Origin of the sequence: Tepidiforma sp. (assembly GCF_034432735.1) — a bacterium.
Taxonomy (GTDB): domain Bacteria; phylum Chloroflexota; class Dehalococcoidia; order Tepidiformales; family Tepidiformaceae; genus Tepidiforma.
The window spans coordinates 1-14603 of the sequence record NZ_DAOUBJ010000156.1 but is presented as its reverse complement, the minus strand read 5'-3'; the positions used below and the strand labels follow the sequence as shown (position 1 = coordinate 14603).

The window sequence follows — 14603 nt, the reverse complement described above, 5'->3', positions numbered from 1 at the left end:
GGCGCTAAAGGACGCGCCCCGGTGAGTCCGGGGCGTTCACGACCTCGCGAGACGGTGCGTCGACGTGGCGCATCGTTGCCATGGTAGCAGAAGGGGGTATTCGACCGGAAGGTCGAGGGGGGCTGGCCGGTGGGGGAGAGATTCCGCTTGCACCGAACCATCTATGTTTGCGATATACTCGCTCAATCCGAGGCCCCCGGAGGTGCCCCTATGGCTTCCCCTGCGTTCGTCGACGTCCCTGGGTTGAATTTCGACTGGCTGAACTTGGATACCGAACAAGGGATGCGGATCCAGGCTGGTCGGAAGGGGCTGACTCTCGAACAGATCAATGCGCTGACGTACGGGAACGCGGAGATCGATGAATCGGGGGTGCCCGTATTCAAGCCGCGTGGGGCCAAGCCGGACCCGCGCTCGCCGCGGCACGCACGTCAGTACCGTTCGAAGGCGGATGTCTGGTCGGAGAGCGCGATGCTGCTCTACGAAGAGGCGAACCAGCGCCAGTGGTCGAGCGCGGTGGACATCCCGTGGGAGACGATCCAGCCGTTGCCGGACGACCTCGAGTGGGCGATGTGTACGCTCTGCACGTTCCTGACGCAGGTGGAGTTCATCGCCGGTGATCTGCCGGGGCGGTTCATGGAGCAGGTTCACCCGGATCATTTCGAATCGCAACTCTTCCTGGGCACGCAGATCATGGACGAGAGCCGGCACCTCGATGTTTTCCGGAAGCGGGCGCTGGCGAACGGGGGAGGGATGGTGGATGCGGGGTTTGGGGCGATCAACTTGCTTTCGGTGGACGATTTCACGGAGATGACGGCGCTGCTCCACCTCGTGGGCGAGGGGTTCGTGCAGACGCTCTTCCGGATGGGTGAGCTCATCGCCCAGAACGAAGCGGAGAAGCGGATCTTCCGGCTTTCGGCGCAGGACGAGAGCCGCCACCTGGCGTTCGGCGTCACGCATATGAAGTACGTGATGGATACGGAGCCGTGGCGGAAGGAGGAGATGCACCACTACCTGGATATCCAGGAGGGGGCATTGGCGCAGAGCCAGCAGGCGAGCCTGACGACGAATCCGACGACGGGCGAGGCGCTCGCCATTCTCGCCGGGGGCGGGATCGAGCATATCGACGAGGGATACGCGAAGCTCTTGCTGATGCGAAAGCGGCAGGTGAACGAGTACATGCACCGGCTGGAGGTGATCGGGCTGGGCGACCGGCGGGAGCGGATGGCACCCGGCCTGCGCGAATTCCTCGACCCGGTCAGCTAGGCCACGGTCGTACAGCGGATTTCGAGGGGGAACCGATGCAGTTGAGCACCGCGACGAAGATGCGCGCCCGGAGCCTGGGCTGGAGCGAGGAGACGATTGCCCGCATCGAGGCATCGCCGCTGAGGGATGCGACGGTGACGAATATTTGCGCGATGCGCATCCCCGAGGAGCGGGTCCGTGGCTTTCTGGATCTGGTGGACAAGGACCCGGAGCGGATGCAGAACATTACGTTCAATTTCATCCGGACGCGGTCCGAGCGGGGGGTGAAGGCGCACCGCAGCGAACGCGGCCTGCTGCTGAAGGACATCAACGTGGGGAGCTACGGGCAGGTGCCCGACCGCTGGCCGTACGAGAACGATACCCCGCGCGGTTCGCACCCTTCGCCGGACAATTACGCGCCTGGAAGCTACTTCATTTACGACAAGGTGGAAGTCTGGGCAGAGGGGGTGGACGAGCTCTACGAGGACGCGATCCGGGACCGCTGGATCCCGGCGACGGACCTGGATTGGGCGAACGGGCTGGCCGAGCTGCCGACGGAGATCGAACGCGCCGTGTGTCAGCTCGCGACGCTCTACAGCGGCCACGGGCTGGTGGAGCAGAAGATCATCGCGAAGTGGCTGGAGCCGATCAGCTACGGCTTCCACGATGTGAAGCTCTTCCTGGGGACGCAGATTTACGATGCGGGCCACAAGGTGGAGGCGCTCCGGAAGCGCGCCTTGGCGAACGGCGGCGGGCTCGGGCAGGCGCCGCTCGGGGCGCTCTATCGGGCCTGGTACGGGGCGTTGAAGTTCACGGAGATGGTGACGGCGCTCGATGTGGTCTACAAAGCGTACGAGTTGACGCTGTTCGAGGCGTACGCCGATTTCGCCAAAACGGACGTCGAGCGAACGTTGTTCGGGAATCTGGCGCGGGATTCGCGGCGGCATCTGGAATACGGGAAGCGCCACTTGCTCTGGTATCTCCAGCACCATCCGCGGGGGCGAGAGAATGTGAAGTTCTGGCTCGGCCGGGCGGAGGCTGCGTTGAGCATCGAGCTCCGGTACAGCCATCCCGAGCGGGAGGCGTTGGCGCTGCTCTTCGCTGGCGACGTGGAGCGGATCCAGGCGGGTATCGAGCGCCTGCGCAGGTTACGGGAGAAGCAACTGGCCGATTACTTGGCGGTGCTCTCCGAGGTCGGCATCGACCGGCTGCCGGATGTGAGCCGCCACTTGCTGCAGATTGCGGAGGACCCGCTGGCGGTGTGAGGGCCCCGGGGCGCGGTAGTTCGGGCGCGGCGCCGAGCGATCGCGCCCTTTTCGGCCGGCCCGGAACGGAGGGTGCCGAGGGGGCTGCGGGGGTGTATCGCCCTGGCGCGGGCGAGTGGCGCCCTTGCCGGCGGGGGCCGACGGCGATTCCGGGCGTGGCTGGCGCTGCGGTTCAGGCGCCGGGTTTGGCGATCATCAGCCAGAGGAAGACGACCCAGAGGAGGACGAGGGCGATCCCGGCGAGCCGGGCGCGGTCGTCGTTGACGCGGTCGCGCAGTTCGACGGTGACGGGGCCGTTCCCGAGGGAGACGGCGAGCTCTCGCGCGGCTTTCACTTTGCGGAGGTAGAAGCCGTGGTCGAGGGCGAGGCCGAGGATGATGAGGGTGTAGGCGGTGGAGATCCAGGCATCGCCGAAGGAGTGGCCGGCCTCGTCGACGAGGAGGCTGCCGAAGACGATGGTCAGGATGGCACCGATGGACGTGACGAAGCGCTCGGAGCGGAGCTGGAGGTCGAGCAGGGTGACGACGGTGTTGGCGGCCGTGGCGCGGCCGGCGGCGATGGCGGCACCCGTGGTGAGGCCGGTGGCCGCGAGCAGGAAAAAGACGCCGAGCAGGTGGCCGAACAGATACCAATCCTGGGTCGACACAGGAACCTCCGCAGTGGGTTTCGTGCGAACGGTACTCCGAATGGGCAAACGTTGTCACTGGCTGGCGGGCTGGTAGGCTTGGGTCGATGCGTATCCAGTTCCTCGGGACGGGTGCGGGCACCGATACGCCGCACCGGGCTGGCTCGTCGATTCTGCTCTCGGGAGCCGGTGAAACGTTCTTGCTCGATTGCGGGCCGCGGGCGTTCGACCGCTTGGTGATGGCCGGTATTTCGCCGGCGAGCATCAGCCGCATCTTCTTGAGCCATCTGCACCCGGACCATGTGCTCGGGTTGGCGACGTTCGTCCAGGCGATGACGTTTCCGCACGGGCACTTGCCGTTGGAGATCCACGGGCCGCCGGGGACGCTGGCGTATGCGCGCCAGGCGGTGGGCGCGGCGGCGATGGTGACGGGGATGCCCGGTCGGGGATGGGGCGAACCGCTGGATATCCCGGTGGTGGAGATCGCGCCGGGGGATGTGCGGGAGGCGGGGCCGTTCACGGTGCGGACGGAGCGGGTGCCGCACGCTCCGAACCTGGTATGCGAGGCGCGGCGGTTCGAAGCCGAGGGGAAGGCGGTGGTCTACAGTGGCGATACGACGGAGGCGGCCGAGGTGATGGTTCCGCTGGCGGAGGGGGCGGCGGTGCTCATCCACGAGTGCTATTCGCTGCCGGGGCTGGCACGGTGGACGGCGGGGTTCGAGGAGCGGCGGGCGGCGGCGATCCGCGCGGCATTCGAGCGGACGCATGCGGAGGTCGCCTATGTGGGGCGGGTCGCGAAGGAGGCCGGGGTGAAGCTTCTGGTGCTGACGCACCTGAACCCGGGCGAGCGTGCCGAGGAGCTGCTGGATACGGTAAAAGCGGCCTACGGCGGCCCGGTGCTCATCGCGGGCGATGGGCTGAGCTTCGCCGTTTAGTCGCCTTGGGGCCGGTGGTTGCCCCACGCTTCCCAGGAAACGATTTCGTCGAGGGGGAGGCGCTGGCGCCCTTGGCTGAGGGGGTGCTTGAGGTCGGGGTAGCCGAGGGCGATGACGGTCGCGACGGTGTGGTCGGGGGGAAGGCCGAGGACGGTGCGGGCGCACTCCTGGCGGTGCATGGAAACGGGGCAGCTGGTGATGCCGCTGGCCCAGGCGGCGACCATGAGGTTCTGGGCGGCGCGGCCGGCATCGAAGGGGCCGCCACCGGGCAGGAGGACGACGGCGATGGCGACGGGCGCGGCGGTGAGGTGGGCGGCGTAGTCTCCGCAGCTGGCGAGCTGGGCACGGCGTTCGGCGTCCTGGACGACGACCATGCGAACCGGTTGGGTGTTCTTGGAGCTGCCAGCCATGCGCCCCGCCTGGAGGATGCGGGTGAGGATGTCGGCAGGCACGGGATTCGGCAGGAAGTGGCGCGTGTCGCGCTTGGTGACGATCGCGCGGTAGGCATCCATGGCAGCCTCCTTTCGGGGGCCGTACGAGTGCGGGAATCCTAGCGGATCGGCTCGGGCGATGCAGCAGTGCCGCTTCGACAGTCGCGCGGGAGGAAGGTGGCGGTGCCTTCGCGCCTGCTGCATTGGCGCTGGCTGGTATCGACGACGAGGTAGCCGGCGGTATCGACGGTGGCTGGGTAGCGGTCGAGGTTGGGTCCGTCGGTATCGATGCGGACGCCGGTGAAGTCGTAGATGGCGCCGTTGCAGTCTTCGCGGAAGAGGAGCGTGGAGCCTCGTGCGGAGTCGCTCATGCGGGCGGCGTAGCGGGCGACGAGGCTGGGGAGGTTCGGGTCGGCTGCCGGGATCGGAGCGACGCGGCAGCGGCGGGCGGGGTTGGCACGGTTGGCGGCATCGAGGTCGTCGAGGGCGAGGAAGCGGCCATCGAGGAGTCGGGCGATGTAGAGGTTGTGTTGGCCGATGTACTGAACGGTTCCGCGCCCATAGGCTTCGGCTTGTTCGAGGCGGATCTGGCCGGTGTCTGCGCCGGACTCCCAGTAGACGACGAGGCAGGAGCCGATGCCGAATGCGAGGACGACGATGGCGAGGGCGGTGAAGCAGCCGAGGAAGACGGGCGGCTTGGGCGAGGGAAGGTCGTCGTGCTCCATTGCCTTTTCAGGGTAGCGGGCGCGGCGCGGCCTGGGTGTCGGCGGTGCCGAGGAGGCGAAGGCGACGTGCGCGGGCGGCGGCGGGGTCGGCGAGGGCGGCGGCGACGGCTTCGTCGATGGCGGCGTCGAGGGCATCGGCGGGGACGACGCGGTCGACGATGCCCCAGCGGAGGGCGGTAGCGGCGGTGATCGGCTCGCCGGTGAGGATCATGCCGGCGGCGACACCGGGCGGCGCGATGCGGGGGAGCATCTGGGTGCCGCCGGCGCTCGGGATGTAGGCGAGTGAGACTTCGGGGAGGGCGAGGCGGGCGTCATCGGCGGCGATGCGAAGGTCGCAGAAGAGCGGGAGTTCGAGGCCGGCGCCGTAGCAGTAGCCGTGCATGCGCGCGATGGTGACGCAGCGATGGGTGAGGAGCTGCCACCAGATATCGCGCTCGTGACGGGCTCTGCGGGCGGCCATGATCGATGGGGCGGTGCCGAACTCGGAGATATCGGCGCCGGCGCTGAAGCAACGCCCTTCGCCGCGAAAGACGATGACGCGGACTTCGGGGATGGCCTCGGCGGCGCCGAGGTACTCCCAGAGGAGGTCGCGCATGCGGAGGTCGATGGCGTTGAGGCGCGTGGGGCGGTCGAGGGTGATGAGGGCGACGCCCCGTTCGTCGATGCTGAAGTGAACGGGTTCGGCCACGGCGGTGGCGGCTATTCGAGCCAGTCCGGCTTGCGGATTTGGCTGCGCTGGCGGCGGGCCATCTGCTGGGCGAAGTCCTCGTTGACTTTTTGGACGAGCTCGAGCATATCTTCGCGGCCGGGGCGCATCTGCTTGGAGCGCCAGTTCTTGAGCATGGCGCGGTCTTTATCGGAGAGGCCAGCTTCGTCGGCGATGCGGTTGACGATGACGGTGAGGAGTTCGTTGACTTCTTCTTCGTTGAATTCGATGTTCACGGGGGCTACCTCCGCACCGTTTCGTACCAGCCTTTGCTCTTGACGCGGCGGGTGAGCTGGGCATCGATGTGGGCGTTGAGGGCGCGATTGAGCGCTTCGGTGAGGTCGGCGAGGAGTGGGGAGCCTTCGCCGCGGTCGGAGCGCCAGCGGCGGATGGCTTCCTTGCCTTCTGGGGAGAGGTCGGCGTTGTCGACCGCGACGGCGCTGATGAGCATCATGAGGGACCAGGCTTCGGCCTCGTCGAGCAGCACGATCATCGGTCATTCCCCGGTGAAGGTTGGCGGGCGTTTTTCGAGGAAGGCGCGGACGCCTTCGGCTCGATCTTTGGTGGTTTGGAGGAGCAGCGTCAAATCGGTCTCGAAACGGAGGGCCTGTTCGAGGGGTTGAGGCAGCCCGCGCCAGATGGCCTCTTTGGCGAGTTGGAGGGCGATGGGCCCGCGGGAGGCGATGACGTTGGCGAGGCGCTCGGCTTCGGTGTGGGCCGTGCCGGCGGGCGTGACGGCATTGACGAGGCCGGCGGATAGGAGGTCGGCGGCGGCGATGGCCTGGCCGGCGGCGACTGCGCGAGCGAGGCCGGGCGCGAGGACTTCGAGCCGCGCGGGCCACTGGGTGGGGCCGCGGAGCGCTGCAGCTTGGCCACAAATGCGGAGGTCGGCGGCGAGGGCGAGGTCGAGGGCGGGGCCGTGCACTTCGCCTTCGAACCAGGCGAGGACGGGTACGCGGCCGAGGACGAGTCTTCGGAGATCGCCGGTAGGTGGGGGCGGGGCATCGATGAAGCGGTCGGCCGGCAGGAGGAGGCAGCGGAGCTCTTCGGGGAGGGCGCCGATCGCCTCGCCGAGCCAGCTCGTTTCGGCCCCGGGTGGGGGCGGCGGGAGTTCGGCGACGAACGTCATGGGCGAAGGATACTCGCCTGGGAGCCCGTTCAGTCGATGGCGATGCCGACGATGGTGTGGAGCCACTGCTCTTTGGGGATGCTGGCGGAGGCGAGGCGCAGGTAGCCGCTTTCGTCGAGGTAAAGGACGGTGTCGCTGGCGATCTCGGCGAGGGGGTAGCGGATGGCGCCGTAGCGGAGGTTGTCGATCCGGGTGCCCTGGATGGTGACGATGCCGGCTTCGCGGGCAGCGACGCGCCGTGCGAGTTCGGCGATGGTGACGCCGGTGTATTGCTGGCCGCCTGCGGTGATGCTCGTGGTGGGGAGGTCGGCGAATGCGGCGCGGGTGGGCGCGAACTGCTGGCGGCCGGAGACGATCTGGACGATGGGCACGTCGTCGGGGAGGGGCGTCGGGGTGGGGAGTGGCTTATCGGGTGGGACGGGCTGATCGAGGCCCTGGGCCACTTCGGTGCGACGGGCGTCGGCATCGGCGATGGCAGGGGTGGCGTCGGCCGGGGCGTCGTCATCGCCGCCGCAAGCGGCTGCTGCGATCGGCACGAGGAGGAGGATGGCTGCGGCGAGTCGCAGTCGGGTCATGCGTGAACTCCGTGCTGACCTGGGGGTCGATCGCAGGGTAGGGAGGGGGCGCGGCGTGGGCAACCGGGAGGTCAAGCGCCGGTTCAGGGGGTAGGGGAACGCCCAGGCTCGGGGGTCGGGGAGGCTGCTTCGGAGGGCTGGACGGTGCCGGTGGGCGGGGGCGTGCCCGTCGCGCTAGGTGTCGCGGATGGCTCTGGCGAGGGGTTGGGGGTGGGCTCGGGGGTGGGCGAGGGTGATGGCGCGGGGGTGGCAGTCGGTTCCGGGGTCGGGAGCGGGGTGACGGTCCCGAGTGCGGCGCTGATGGCGTCGTCGATGGCGGCGGCCGTGGCGGCGACCTTTTCGGGGTCGACATCGGGGCGGTTGCGGGCCTGGGAGAGGACGGTGCTGCTCTGTTCGGCGAGGCTCTTGACGCGGGCCTTTTGGACGTCGGTGAGGCCACCCTGCTTCTGGGCGAGGTCGGCGATACCGCGGAGCTCGCGCTGGAGGCTTTCGAGGCTCGCGGCGAAGTCGTCGTTGCGGCCGGCGAGCTGCTGGAGCTCGTAGACGCGGGCTTCGGCTTGGCGGAGCTGGACATCGACGCGGGCGTCGCCGCGGGAGAGGGTGTATTCGATGCGCTCATTGGCGAGCTTGAGGGTGTAGTTCCAATCGCCGGGGACGGCTTCGTCGGCGGTGACGAAGCCGAAGGCGAGGATACCGAGCGCTGCGGCGCTGGAGACGACGGCGAGGCTGGCGATGGCGGTGCGGGCGGGCGAGTAGCCGGGTACGGGAAGGAAGAGGGGTTCGGCGGGGGTGGTGGGTTCGCTGGCGCGCGCGAGGAATTTGGCTTTGAGGGACGCTTCGAAGTAGTAGCTGGCCGGCCGGGCGGCGAAAGCATCGGTGACGGTGGCGGTGACGGCGAGGGCGTCGGCGAGCCAGTCGGCATCCTCGGGGAAGAGGGAGAGGACGAAGTCGGGCTCGAGGCCGTCATCGACGAGGGCCTGGGCCTCGGCGAGGATTTCGGCCTGTTGGCGTGCCTGGCGGTCGAAGAGCCGGCGGATCATTGGCGCGGCACCATGGTTTGGAGTTTGGCGATGGCTTTGTGTTGGAGGACTTTCACGTTGTTTTCGGTTTTTCCGAGGACCCGGGCGGTTTCGGCGACGGAGAGGCCGGCAGCGAAGCGGAGTTCGATGACCTGGCGCTGGGCTTGGGGGAGTTTCGCGACGGCGGCCTTGACGACTTCGACGGTGAGGGCGGTATGAACCTCATCGGTGTGGTCGGGCGCTGGGTCGGGGATGGCCTCCGTGAGGGGCGCCACCTGGGAGCGGACCTTTCGGCGGCGGGTGAAGCTGATCACTTCGTTGTGGGCGATGCGGAAGACCCATGCGCCGAAGGGTGGGCCCCGGAATTCGAAGGTGCGGAGGTTTTCGATCACGCGGAGGAAGATCTCCGTGGTGACATCCTCGGCATCTTCGGTGGTGGGGAGGCGGGTCGCGACGTACCGGTAGACGCGCGGGAAGTAATGGTCGTAGATGAGCGCCAGTGCTTCCCGGTCTCCCTGCTGGGCAGCTTCGACGATGATCCGTTCATCGAAGCCCGGTGCGAGTTCATCGGTTGCCGTCTCTGCCATCCAGCCCCCTGGGCCGCGCCGGGATTCGGTTAACCGAGCGTCCTCCTTTCGAGCATACTCAGGCGACTTCCCTGTGCACTAGCTATAACGCGGGTGCTCGGTGAAGGTTAATGTCGCGACGTGACGCGGGCGGAAGGGTGCGCGACACTGTGGACATGCTGAACCCGCGACTGATCGCTGCCGTGGCGATGCCGCTCTTTTTGGCCGCTGGCGCGCTCGCGACCTGGCTGGGCCGCGGCGGGCGGGACGACGACGGCCCGAAGTGGCGGGACGATTCGCTCGACGACTGGTACCGCGAGCGGGAGGCGCAGGCGGAGGAGGAGCGGCGCCGCCGGCGCGAGGGGAACGGCGACTGACGCCAACGGCGCCCGTTCCCGTACCATGCGCCCGTGCGCACGTGGACGTACATCGACGGGACGTGGCAGGAGGGCGAGCTGGAGGGCGGGCCGCGTTGGTACGACCTCGACGGGCGCGACCGCGAGGCGCTGCTGGCGCTGGCTGAGCGCTACGGGCTGCACCCGCTCGCTATCGAGGATTGCCTCTCGCCCTATTTGCACACGCCGAAAATCGACGACTTCGGCAGCTATCTCTTCATCGTGGCGCTGGCGATGAAGCCGGGGACGGTGGAACCGGTGCTGGAGGAGCTGGACCTGTTCCTCGGGAGCGACTTCGTGGTGACCTACCGCGATGACCCGGCGACGGCGCCGGAGATCGATGGGGTGGCGCGGGCGATCGCGCACGGTATCGCGCTTCGGCCGGGGACGGACGGCCTGGTCTACGAAATTCTCGACCGCGTGGTGGACAGCTACCTGCCACGCGTTTCGGCGATGAACGAGGAGTTGGATGCGCTCGCGGACCTGATTCTGGAGGGAGCGGGCGATGGTGGGCTGAGCCAACGGGTGCTGGAGGCGCGGCGCGCGGCGGGGAGCGTGCGCCGGACGCTGGCGCCGCTGCTCTCGGTGGTGCTGCGGCTGAGTCGGCGGGAGTTCGCTCAGGTGCAGCCGGCGAACGCGATCTACTTTCGGGACATTTACGACCATCTGGTGCGGGTGGACCTCGCACTGGAGGAGCTGCGCGAGGATGCCGAGGTTGCCCTGAGCACGTACTTGAGCACGCTGAACAACAAGATGAACGAGGTGATGAAGGTGCTCGCGGTGGTGGGGGCGTTGGCGCTCCCGGCGACGGTGATCACGGGGATTTTCGGGACGAACTTCGACGAGATCCCGGGGCTGCACAGCAACTACGGCTTTGCGGTGATGCTCGTCGCGATGGCGGCGCTCGCGGGGACGATGGCGATGTTCTTCAAGCGGCGGGGGTGGTTCTGACGATGGCCGGGCGGGGGCGATGATGGGCGGGTTGGAGGAAGGGCAGGAGGCGCTTCGCCTGGCAGTGGCGCTGGGCATCGGGCTGCTGCTGGGCGCCGAGCGGGAGCGGCGGAAGGGCGAGGGCCCGCGCCGCGGCGCGGCGGGCATCCGTACGTTCGCGCTGGTGGCGCTCGCGGGTGGTGTGGCGATGGCGGTGGGCGGTGGTGTGGTGCTCGCCGCGGCGCTCGCCTTCGTGGCGTTGGCGGTGGTGGCGGCCTACGCGCTGGGCGATCGGGAAGACCCCGGGCTGACGACGGAGGTGGCGGTGGTGGTGGCTTTCCTCCTCGGGGCGCTGGCCTGGCGGGAGCCGCAAGTGGCGGCCGGGCTGGCGGTGGTGGTGACGATCCTGCTGGCGGCGCGAGAGCAGCTCCATCGCTTGGTGGCGCAGGCGCTGACGGAGCAGGAGGTGCACGATGGGCTGCTCTTCGCAGGGGCGGCGCTCGTGGTGCTGCCGCTCGTGCCGGACGAGCGGATCGGCCCCTATGGCGTGTTCAATCCGTTCGCTATCTGGCGGCTGGTGGTGCTGGTGATGGCGATCGGTGGCGCGGGATACGTGGCGGTTCGGCTGCTGGGGGCGCGCGTCGGTCTGCCGCTTTCGGGGCTCGCGGCGGGTTTCGTTTCGAGCTCGGCGACGATCGCGGCGATGGGGGTGCGGGCGCGGCAATACCCGGTTCTCCGCTCCCCTGCGGTGGCGGCTGCGGTTCTTTCGACGGTGGCGACGGTGGTCCAGATGGTCGTCGTGGTCGGCGCGACGGACCCGGCGACGCTCCGGGAACTGTGGCCCCCGATGGCCTTGGCGGGGCTGGGTGCGGCCGGGTATGGGGCGCTCTTCGGGGTCCGGGCGCTGCGCGACGAGGCGGCCGAGCACCACGAGCCCGGAGGGCGCGCGTTCGAACCGAAAACGGCGCTGGTGTTCGCGGCAACGGTGACGGCGATCCTGTTCGTCTCGGCGGCCTTGAACGACTGGCTGGGCAACCGAGGGGTGCTGATTACGGCGGGGGTGGCGGGTTTCGCCGACGCGCATTCGGCGGCGATCGCGGTGGCCGGGCTGGCCGCCGGAGGCCGCATCGCGCCGGACGATGCGGTGGTGCCCATTTTGGCTGCGTTCACGACCAATTCGGTGACGAAGATGGTGTTGGCGGCCGCGACGGGCGGTCGCCGCTTCGCGGCCGAGGTCTGGCCGGGGGTCATCGTGACGGCGGCGCTGGCCTGGGCCGGGCTGGCCTGGGGGTGAGCGGGCGGGCCGATGGGTGCGGGGCGCGATGGCTCACTGGCCGGGGAGGGCGGCCCGGACGATGATGATGCGGCCATCGAGGATGGTGCCGTTGAGCCCTTCGATGGCGGACGCTCCGGCGGCGTCGTTGGCGACGGCGGCGAGGGCGTAGCCGCGGGACAGGCCGGTCTTCGGATCGAGGGCGAGACGCGGGGGGATGGTTAGGGCGTAGGGGGCGAGGAGGACGGCGAGATCCTCTTCCGTCGTGAGGTAGCTGAGGTTGCCGATGTAGAGTTCCAAGGGTTGGTGCCTTTCGCAGCTGGAGCGCTGCCGGGTGACGGAAGCAGTGCATCCAATGGCACCAATCCGCGGAGCAGAGCCGAAACCGTTCGCTTTCAGTGTACATCGGCTGGGGGTTCCCCGCGCGGGCGACCTCGGGAGCCTTTACCGACGCTGCAAGTGCGCTCAGATCTCGGCTTGGACGACTTCGGGCTGGGGCTCTTCGGGAAGTGGCGGGAGGTCTTTCGGGCTGCGGATGCCGAAGTGTTCGAGGAAGCGGATGGTGGTGCGATAGAGTTTGGGCCGACCGGGGCCGTCGCCGGTGCCGGCTTGTTCGATGAGGCCGCGCTGTTCGAGGAGGGCGACGTGGCGATCGCTGTTGACGCCGCGGATGGCTTCGATCTCGGCGCGGGTGCAGGGCTGGCGGTAGGCGATGATGGTGAGCGTTTCGAGGGCGGCGCGGCTGAGTTTCTGGCCGGGGCCGGTGCCGAGGAAGGCGTCGATGTAGGGCGCGTATTCGGGGGCGGCGCCGAGCTGGTACTTCTGTCCGTCCTCGAGCAGCCGGAGGCCGCGGGCTTCGTAGTCGGCGGCCAGCTGGGTGAGGGCTTTGCGGGCAGCGGCCTCGCTGACGCCGACGGCCCGGGCGAGGGCGGCGAGCGGCTGGGGCTCGTCGCTCACGAAGAGGATGGCTTCGAATACCCAGGGCAGCTCGTTGGCGGAGGGGGTGCGCAGGGGGCGCTGATCACTCATCGGGGCGTCGCTCCGGGGCCGGGGATTCCGGGCCGGTGGATTCGCGCACTGCGGGGAAGATCGGGGCCGGGGGAGGCGCCTGCCCACCCACCGCGGCCGGAGGCTGGGGCGGCACCGCGGGGGAGGCGGCGCGCTGCGGGGCCATGCCGGCAGGGCGAGCGGCGAGCTCGTCGTAGGTGATCCGGATCGCGGGACGCCGGACGTTGGTGACGCCGACCTGTTCGCGCAGGACGGCGTGGACGGTATCGACCATGACCTTCGTGGCCGCGGCGATGCTCACGCTGGGCTGGATGGTGGCGTCAATGTGGCTTTCGACGGCGCCCGCGCGCACGTCGACGCGCGGCTCGGCACGGCGCACCTCGGGGAGCAGCTGGAGGGCCTCGCGCAGGATGGCTTCGAGCGTCTGGGCGGGAACTTCGACCATGCCGCCATCTTCCTGGCGAAGGGCGAGGACTCCGCGGGAACGGGGGGCCGAGCTGCGCCAAACGGAAGCGACGAGCGAGAAGAAGGCGACGAGCGCGACGGCGGCGATGATGACAGCGAAGATGGCGCGAGCGCCGTCGCTGGAAACGATGAACGCTTGAATGTTGAACTCGCCGAGCTGGATATCGAGCTTTTTGTCTTGGTTCCAGGCGAGGGCGAGCAGGCCGCCGCAAGCGGCGAGGAGGAGGAGGCTGTAGAGGGCGAGCAGCACCCGGCGGATGGCGTTCATGGTCCCTCCTGGGGGAGGTGTCCCCAGACGCCGTCATGGTACACCTCGCCCAATTCGACGAGCATGACGCGGTTTCGCAGCGCCTCGCCAGCCGCGTAGACGGGGATGTAGTTGTCGGTGTGGCCGAACCAGTGGCCACCTTTTTCTTCTTCCCAGAGGACGGGGCGGAGCGTTCCCTGGTGGGCACGGCGGAAGGCGAGGGAGAGTTCTTCGGCGAGCGCGAGCAGGCGAGCCATGCGCTCTTTTTTCTCTTCGGGGGGGAGCTGAGCGGGCATGCGAGCGGCTGCCGTTCGCGAGCGTTGGGAGTAGGGGAAGGCGTGGATGCGGGCGAAGCCGACTTGGCGGCAGAGTGCGAGGGTGGCCTGGAAGTCGGCTTCGGTTTCGCCGGGGAAGCCGGCGATGACGTCGGTGGTGATGGCGACATCGGGTACGGCGGCCCGGATGCGTTCGACGGCGAGGAGGAATTCGCGGGCGGTGTAACGGCGGCGCATCGCGGCGAGGATGGCTTCGCTGCCGGACTGGAGGGCGAGGTGGAAGTGGGGCATCAGCCGTGGGTCGTGCCAGAGGGCGAGGAGCTCGGGCGAGATGTCCTGCGGCTGGAGGGAGCTGAAGCGGAGGCGAAGGACGTCGGTGCGTTCGAGGATTCCGGAGATGAGGTGGTGCGGGCGGAGTGGCGGGTCGAGGTCGCGCCCCCAGGCGCCAAGCTGGGTACCGGTGATGACGACTTCGCGGGCGCCAGCCTCGACGGCGCGCTGCACCTCGGTGGCGACGGCTTCGATCGAGCGGCTCTGCTCGCGTCCGCGCGTGCGGGGAACGATGCAGAAGGCGCAGACATCGTTGCAGCCTTCTTGCGCTTTGACGAAGGCGCGGGTGAGTGCGGGAGCGACGGGCGCGGCCTCGGGGGCCGGTGGGGTGTGGGCGAGTTCGCCGGCGAGGAAGGCGACGATGGCGCGCTTGTCGGCGTCGCGGGTGCCGGCGACGAAGTCGGCTCCGAGCTCGCGAACGGGTTCGAATCCGGCCGACTGCGGATAGCAGCCGGTGACGGC

At 68.9% G+C, this 14603-nt stretch carries 20 protein-coding genes; 6 read left to right on the top strand and 14 right to left on the bottom strand.

Annotation, left to right across the window (positions count from 1 at the left end; all coding sequences use genetic code 11):
- Nucleotides 1–210 precede the first annotated feature (210 nt).
- The gene (locus VAE53_RS13125; RefSeq protein WP_322819826.1) at nt 211–1263 is read left to right on the top strand and encodes a hypothetical protein; all 1053 of its coding nucleotides are present in this window, start codon (nt 211–213) and stop codon (nt 1261–1263) included.
- A gap of 35 nt (nt 1264–1298) precedes the next feature.
- Nucleotides 1299–2507 (top strand): hypothetical protein, encoded by a 1209-nt coding sequence (locus VAE53_RS13120; protein WP_322819825.1) that lies wholly within the window; start codon nt 1299–1301, stop codon nt 2505–2507.
- Nucleotides 2508–2679: 172 nt separating this feature from the next.
- Here the strand turns inward: VAE53_RS13120 and VAE53_RS13115 are convergent, their stop codons facing one another.
- Complete coding sequence (locus tag VAE53_RS13115; RefSeq protein ID WP_322819824.1) at nt 2680–3153, bottom strand: DUF2269 family protein; 474 nt, start codon at nt 3151–3153, stop codon at nt 2680–2682.
- Nucleotides 3154–3239: 86 nt separating this feature from the next.
- On the opposite strand from VAE53_RS13115, the gene VAE53_RS13110 reads away from it, so the two are divergent.
- A complete protein-coding gene (locus tag VAE53_RS13110) occupies nt 3240–4067 on the top strand; it encodes an MBL fold metallo-hydrolase (RefSeq protein ID WP_322819823.1) in 828 nt (275 codons plus the stop codon).
- On the opposite strand, the gene VAE53_RS13105 is transcribed toward VAE53_RS13110, so the two are convergent.
- The 9 genes from VAE53_RS13105 to VAE53_RS13065 form a co-directional block, all read right to left on the bottom strand.
- Nucleotides 4064–4579, bottom strand: coding sequence for a nitroreductase family protein (locus tag VAE53_RS13105; protein WP_322819822.1), 516 nt, complete (start codon nt 4577–4579; stop codon nt 4064–4066). The two genes, VAE53_RS13110 and VAE53_RS13105, sit on opposite strands and share 4 nt — an antisense overlap.
- Before the next feature lie 38 nt (nt 4580–4617).
- A complete protein-coding gene (locus VAE53_RS13100) occupies nt 4618–5223 on the bottom strand; it encodes a hypothetical protein (RefSeq protein ID WP_322819821.1) in 606 nt (201 codons plus the stop codon).
- Nucleotides 5224–5230: 7 nt separating this feature from the next.
- Entirely contained in the window at nt 5231–5911 is a 681-nt protein-coding gene (locus VAE53_RS13095) for an enoyl-CoA hydratase/isomerase family protein (protein ID WP_322819820.1), read from the bottom strand.
- A gap of 11 nt (nt 5912–5922) precedes the next feature.
- Nucleotides 5923–6165 carry a hypothetical protein gene (locus tag VAE53_RS13090; RefSeq protein WP_322819819.1) on the bottom strand — a complete coding sequence of 81 codons (243 nt, stop codon included), beginning with the start codon at nt 6163–6165 and terminating at the stop codon, nt 5923–5925.
- Between the two features lie 5 nt (nt 6166–6170).
- Nucleotides 6171–6422, bottom strand: a complete 252-nt coding sequence (locus tag VAE53_RS13085; RefSeq protein WP_322819818.1) for a hypothetical protein — start codon at nt 6420–6422, stop codon at nt 6171–6173.
- A 3-nt stretch (nt 6423–6425) separates the two neighbouring features.
- Entirely contained in the window at nt 6426–7058 is a 633-nt protein-coding gene (locus VAE53_RS13080; protein WP_322819817.1) for an enoyl-CoA hydratase-related protein, read from the bottom strand.
- Nucleotides 7059–7087: 29 nt separating this feature from the next.
- Nucleotides 7088–7633 carry a hypothetical protein gene (locus tag VAE53_RS13075; RefSeq protein WP_322819816.1) on the bottom strand — a complete coding sequence of 182 codons (546 nt, stop codon included), beginning with the start codon at nt 7631–7633 and terminating at the stop codon, nt 7088–7090.
- A gap of 83 nt (nt 7634–7716) precedes the next feature.
- On the bottom strand, nt 7717–8673 hold the full coding sequence (locus tag VAE53_RS13070; RefSeq protein WP_322819815.1) for a DUF5667 domain-containing protein: 957 nt from the start codon (nt 8671–8673) through the stop codon (nt 7717–7719).
- Nucleotides 8670–9239, bottom strand: a complete 570-nt coding sequence (locus VAE53_RS13065) for a sigma-70 family RNA polymerase sigma factor (protein WP_322819814.1) — start codon at nt 9237–9239, stop codon at nt 8670–8672. Before VAE53_RS13065 ends, VAE53_RS13070 begins: the two co-directional genes overlap by 4 nt.
- Nucleotides 9240–9394: 155 nt before the next feature.
- Here VAE53_RS13065 and VAE53_RS13060 point away from each other — a divergent pair, with 155 nt between their 5' ends.
- Genes VAE53_RS13060 through VAE53_RS13050 form a run of 3 tightly spaced genes read left to right on the top strand, consistent with a single transcriptional unit; the run spans nt 9395 to nt 11837 of the window.
- Nucleotides 9395–9595, top strand: coding sequence for a hypothetical protein (locus tag VAE53_RS13060; RefSeq protein WP_322819813.1), 201 nt, complete (start codon nt 9395–9397; stop codon nt 9593–9595).
- A gap of 33 nt (nt 9596–9628) precedes the next feature.
- The gene (locus VAE53_RS13055) at nt 9629–10564 is read left to right on the top strand and encodes a magnesium transporter CorA family protein (protein WP_322819812.1); all 936 of its coding nucleotides are present in this window, start codon (nt 9629–9631) and stop codon (nt 10562–10564) included.
- A 22-nt stretch (nt 10565–10586) separates the two neighbouring features.
- Nucleotides 10587–11837, top strand: coding sequence for a DUF4010 domain-containing protein (locus VAE53_RS13050; protein WP_322819811.1), 1251 nt, complete (start codon nt 10587–10589; stop codon nt 11835–11837).
- Nucleotides 11838–11870: 33 nt separating this feature from the next.
- Here the strand turns inward: VAE53_RS13050 and VAE53_RS13045 are convergent, their stop codons facing one another.
- The 4 genes from VAE53_RS13045 to VAE53_RS13030 all read right to left on the bottom strand — a co-directional run.
- On the bottom strand, nt 11871–12116 hold the full coding sequence (locus VAE53_RS13045; protein WP_322819810.1) for a hypothetical protein: 246 nt from the start codon (nt 12114–12116) through the stop codon (nt 11871–11873).
- Between the two features lie 165 nt (nt 12117–12281).
- Nucleotides 12282–12845: an SMC-Scp complex subunit ScpB gene (gene scpB, locus VAE53_RS13040; protein WP_322819809.1), complete on the bottom strand. Its 564-nt coding sequence runs from the start codon at nt 12843–12845 to the stop codon at nt 12282–12284.
- Nucleotides 12838–13557, bottom strand: coding sequence for an alkaline shock response membrane anchor protein AmaP (gene amaP, locus VAE53_RS13035; RefSeq protein WP_322819808.1), 720 nt, complete (start codon nt 13555–13557; stop codon nt 12838–12840). Before amaP ends, scpB begins: the two co-directional genes overlap by 8 nt.
- Nucleotides 13554–14603 (bottom strand): MiaB/RimO family radical SAM methylthiotransferase (locus VAE53_RS13030; RefSeq protein WP_322819807.1); only part of this gene is annotated, 1050 nt, incomplete at its 5' end. The genes amaP and VAE53_RS13030, both read right to left, overlap by 4 nt.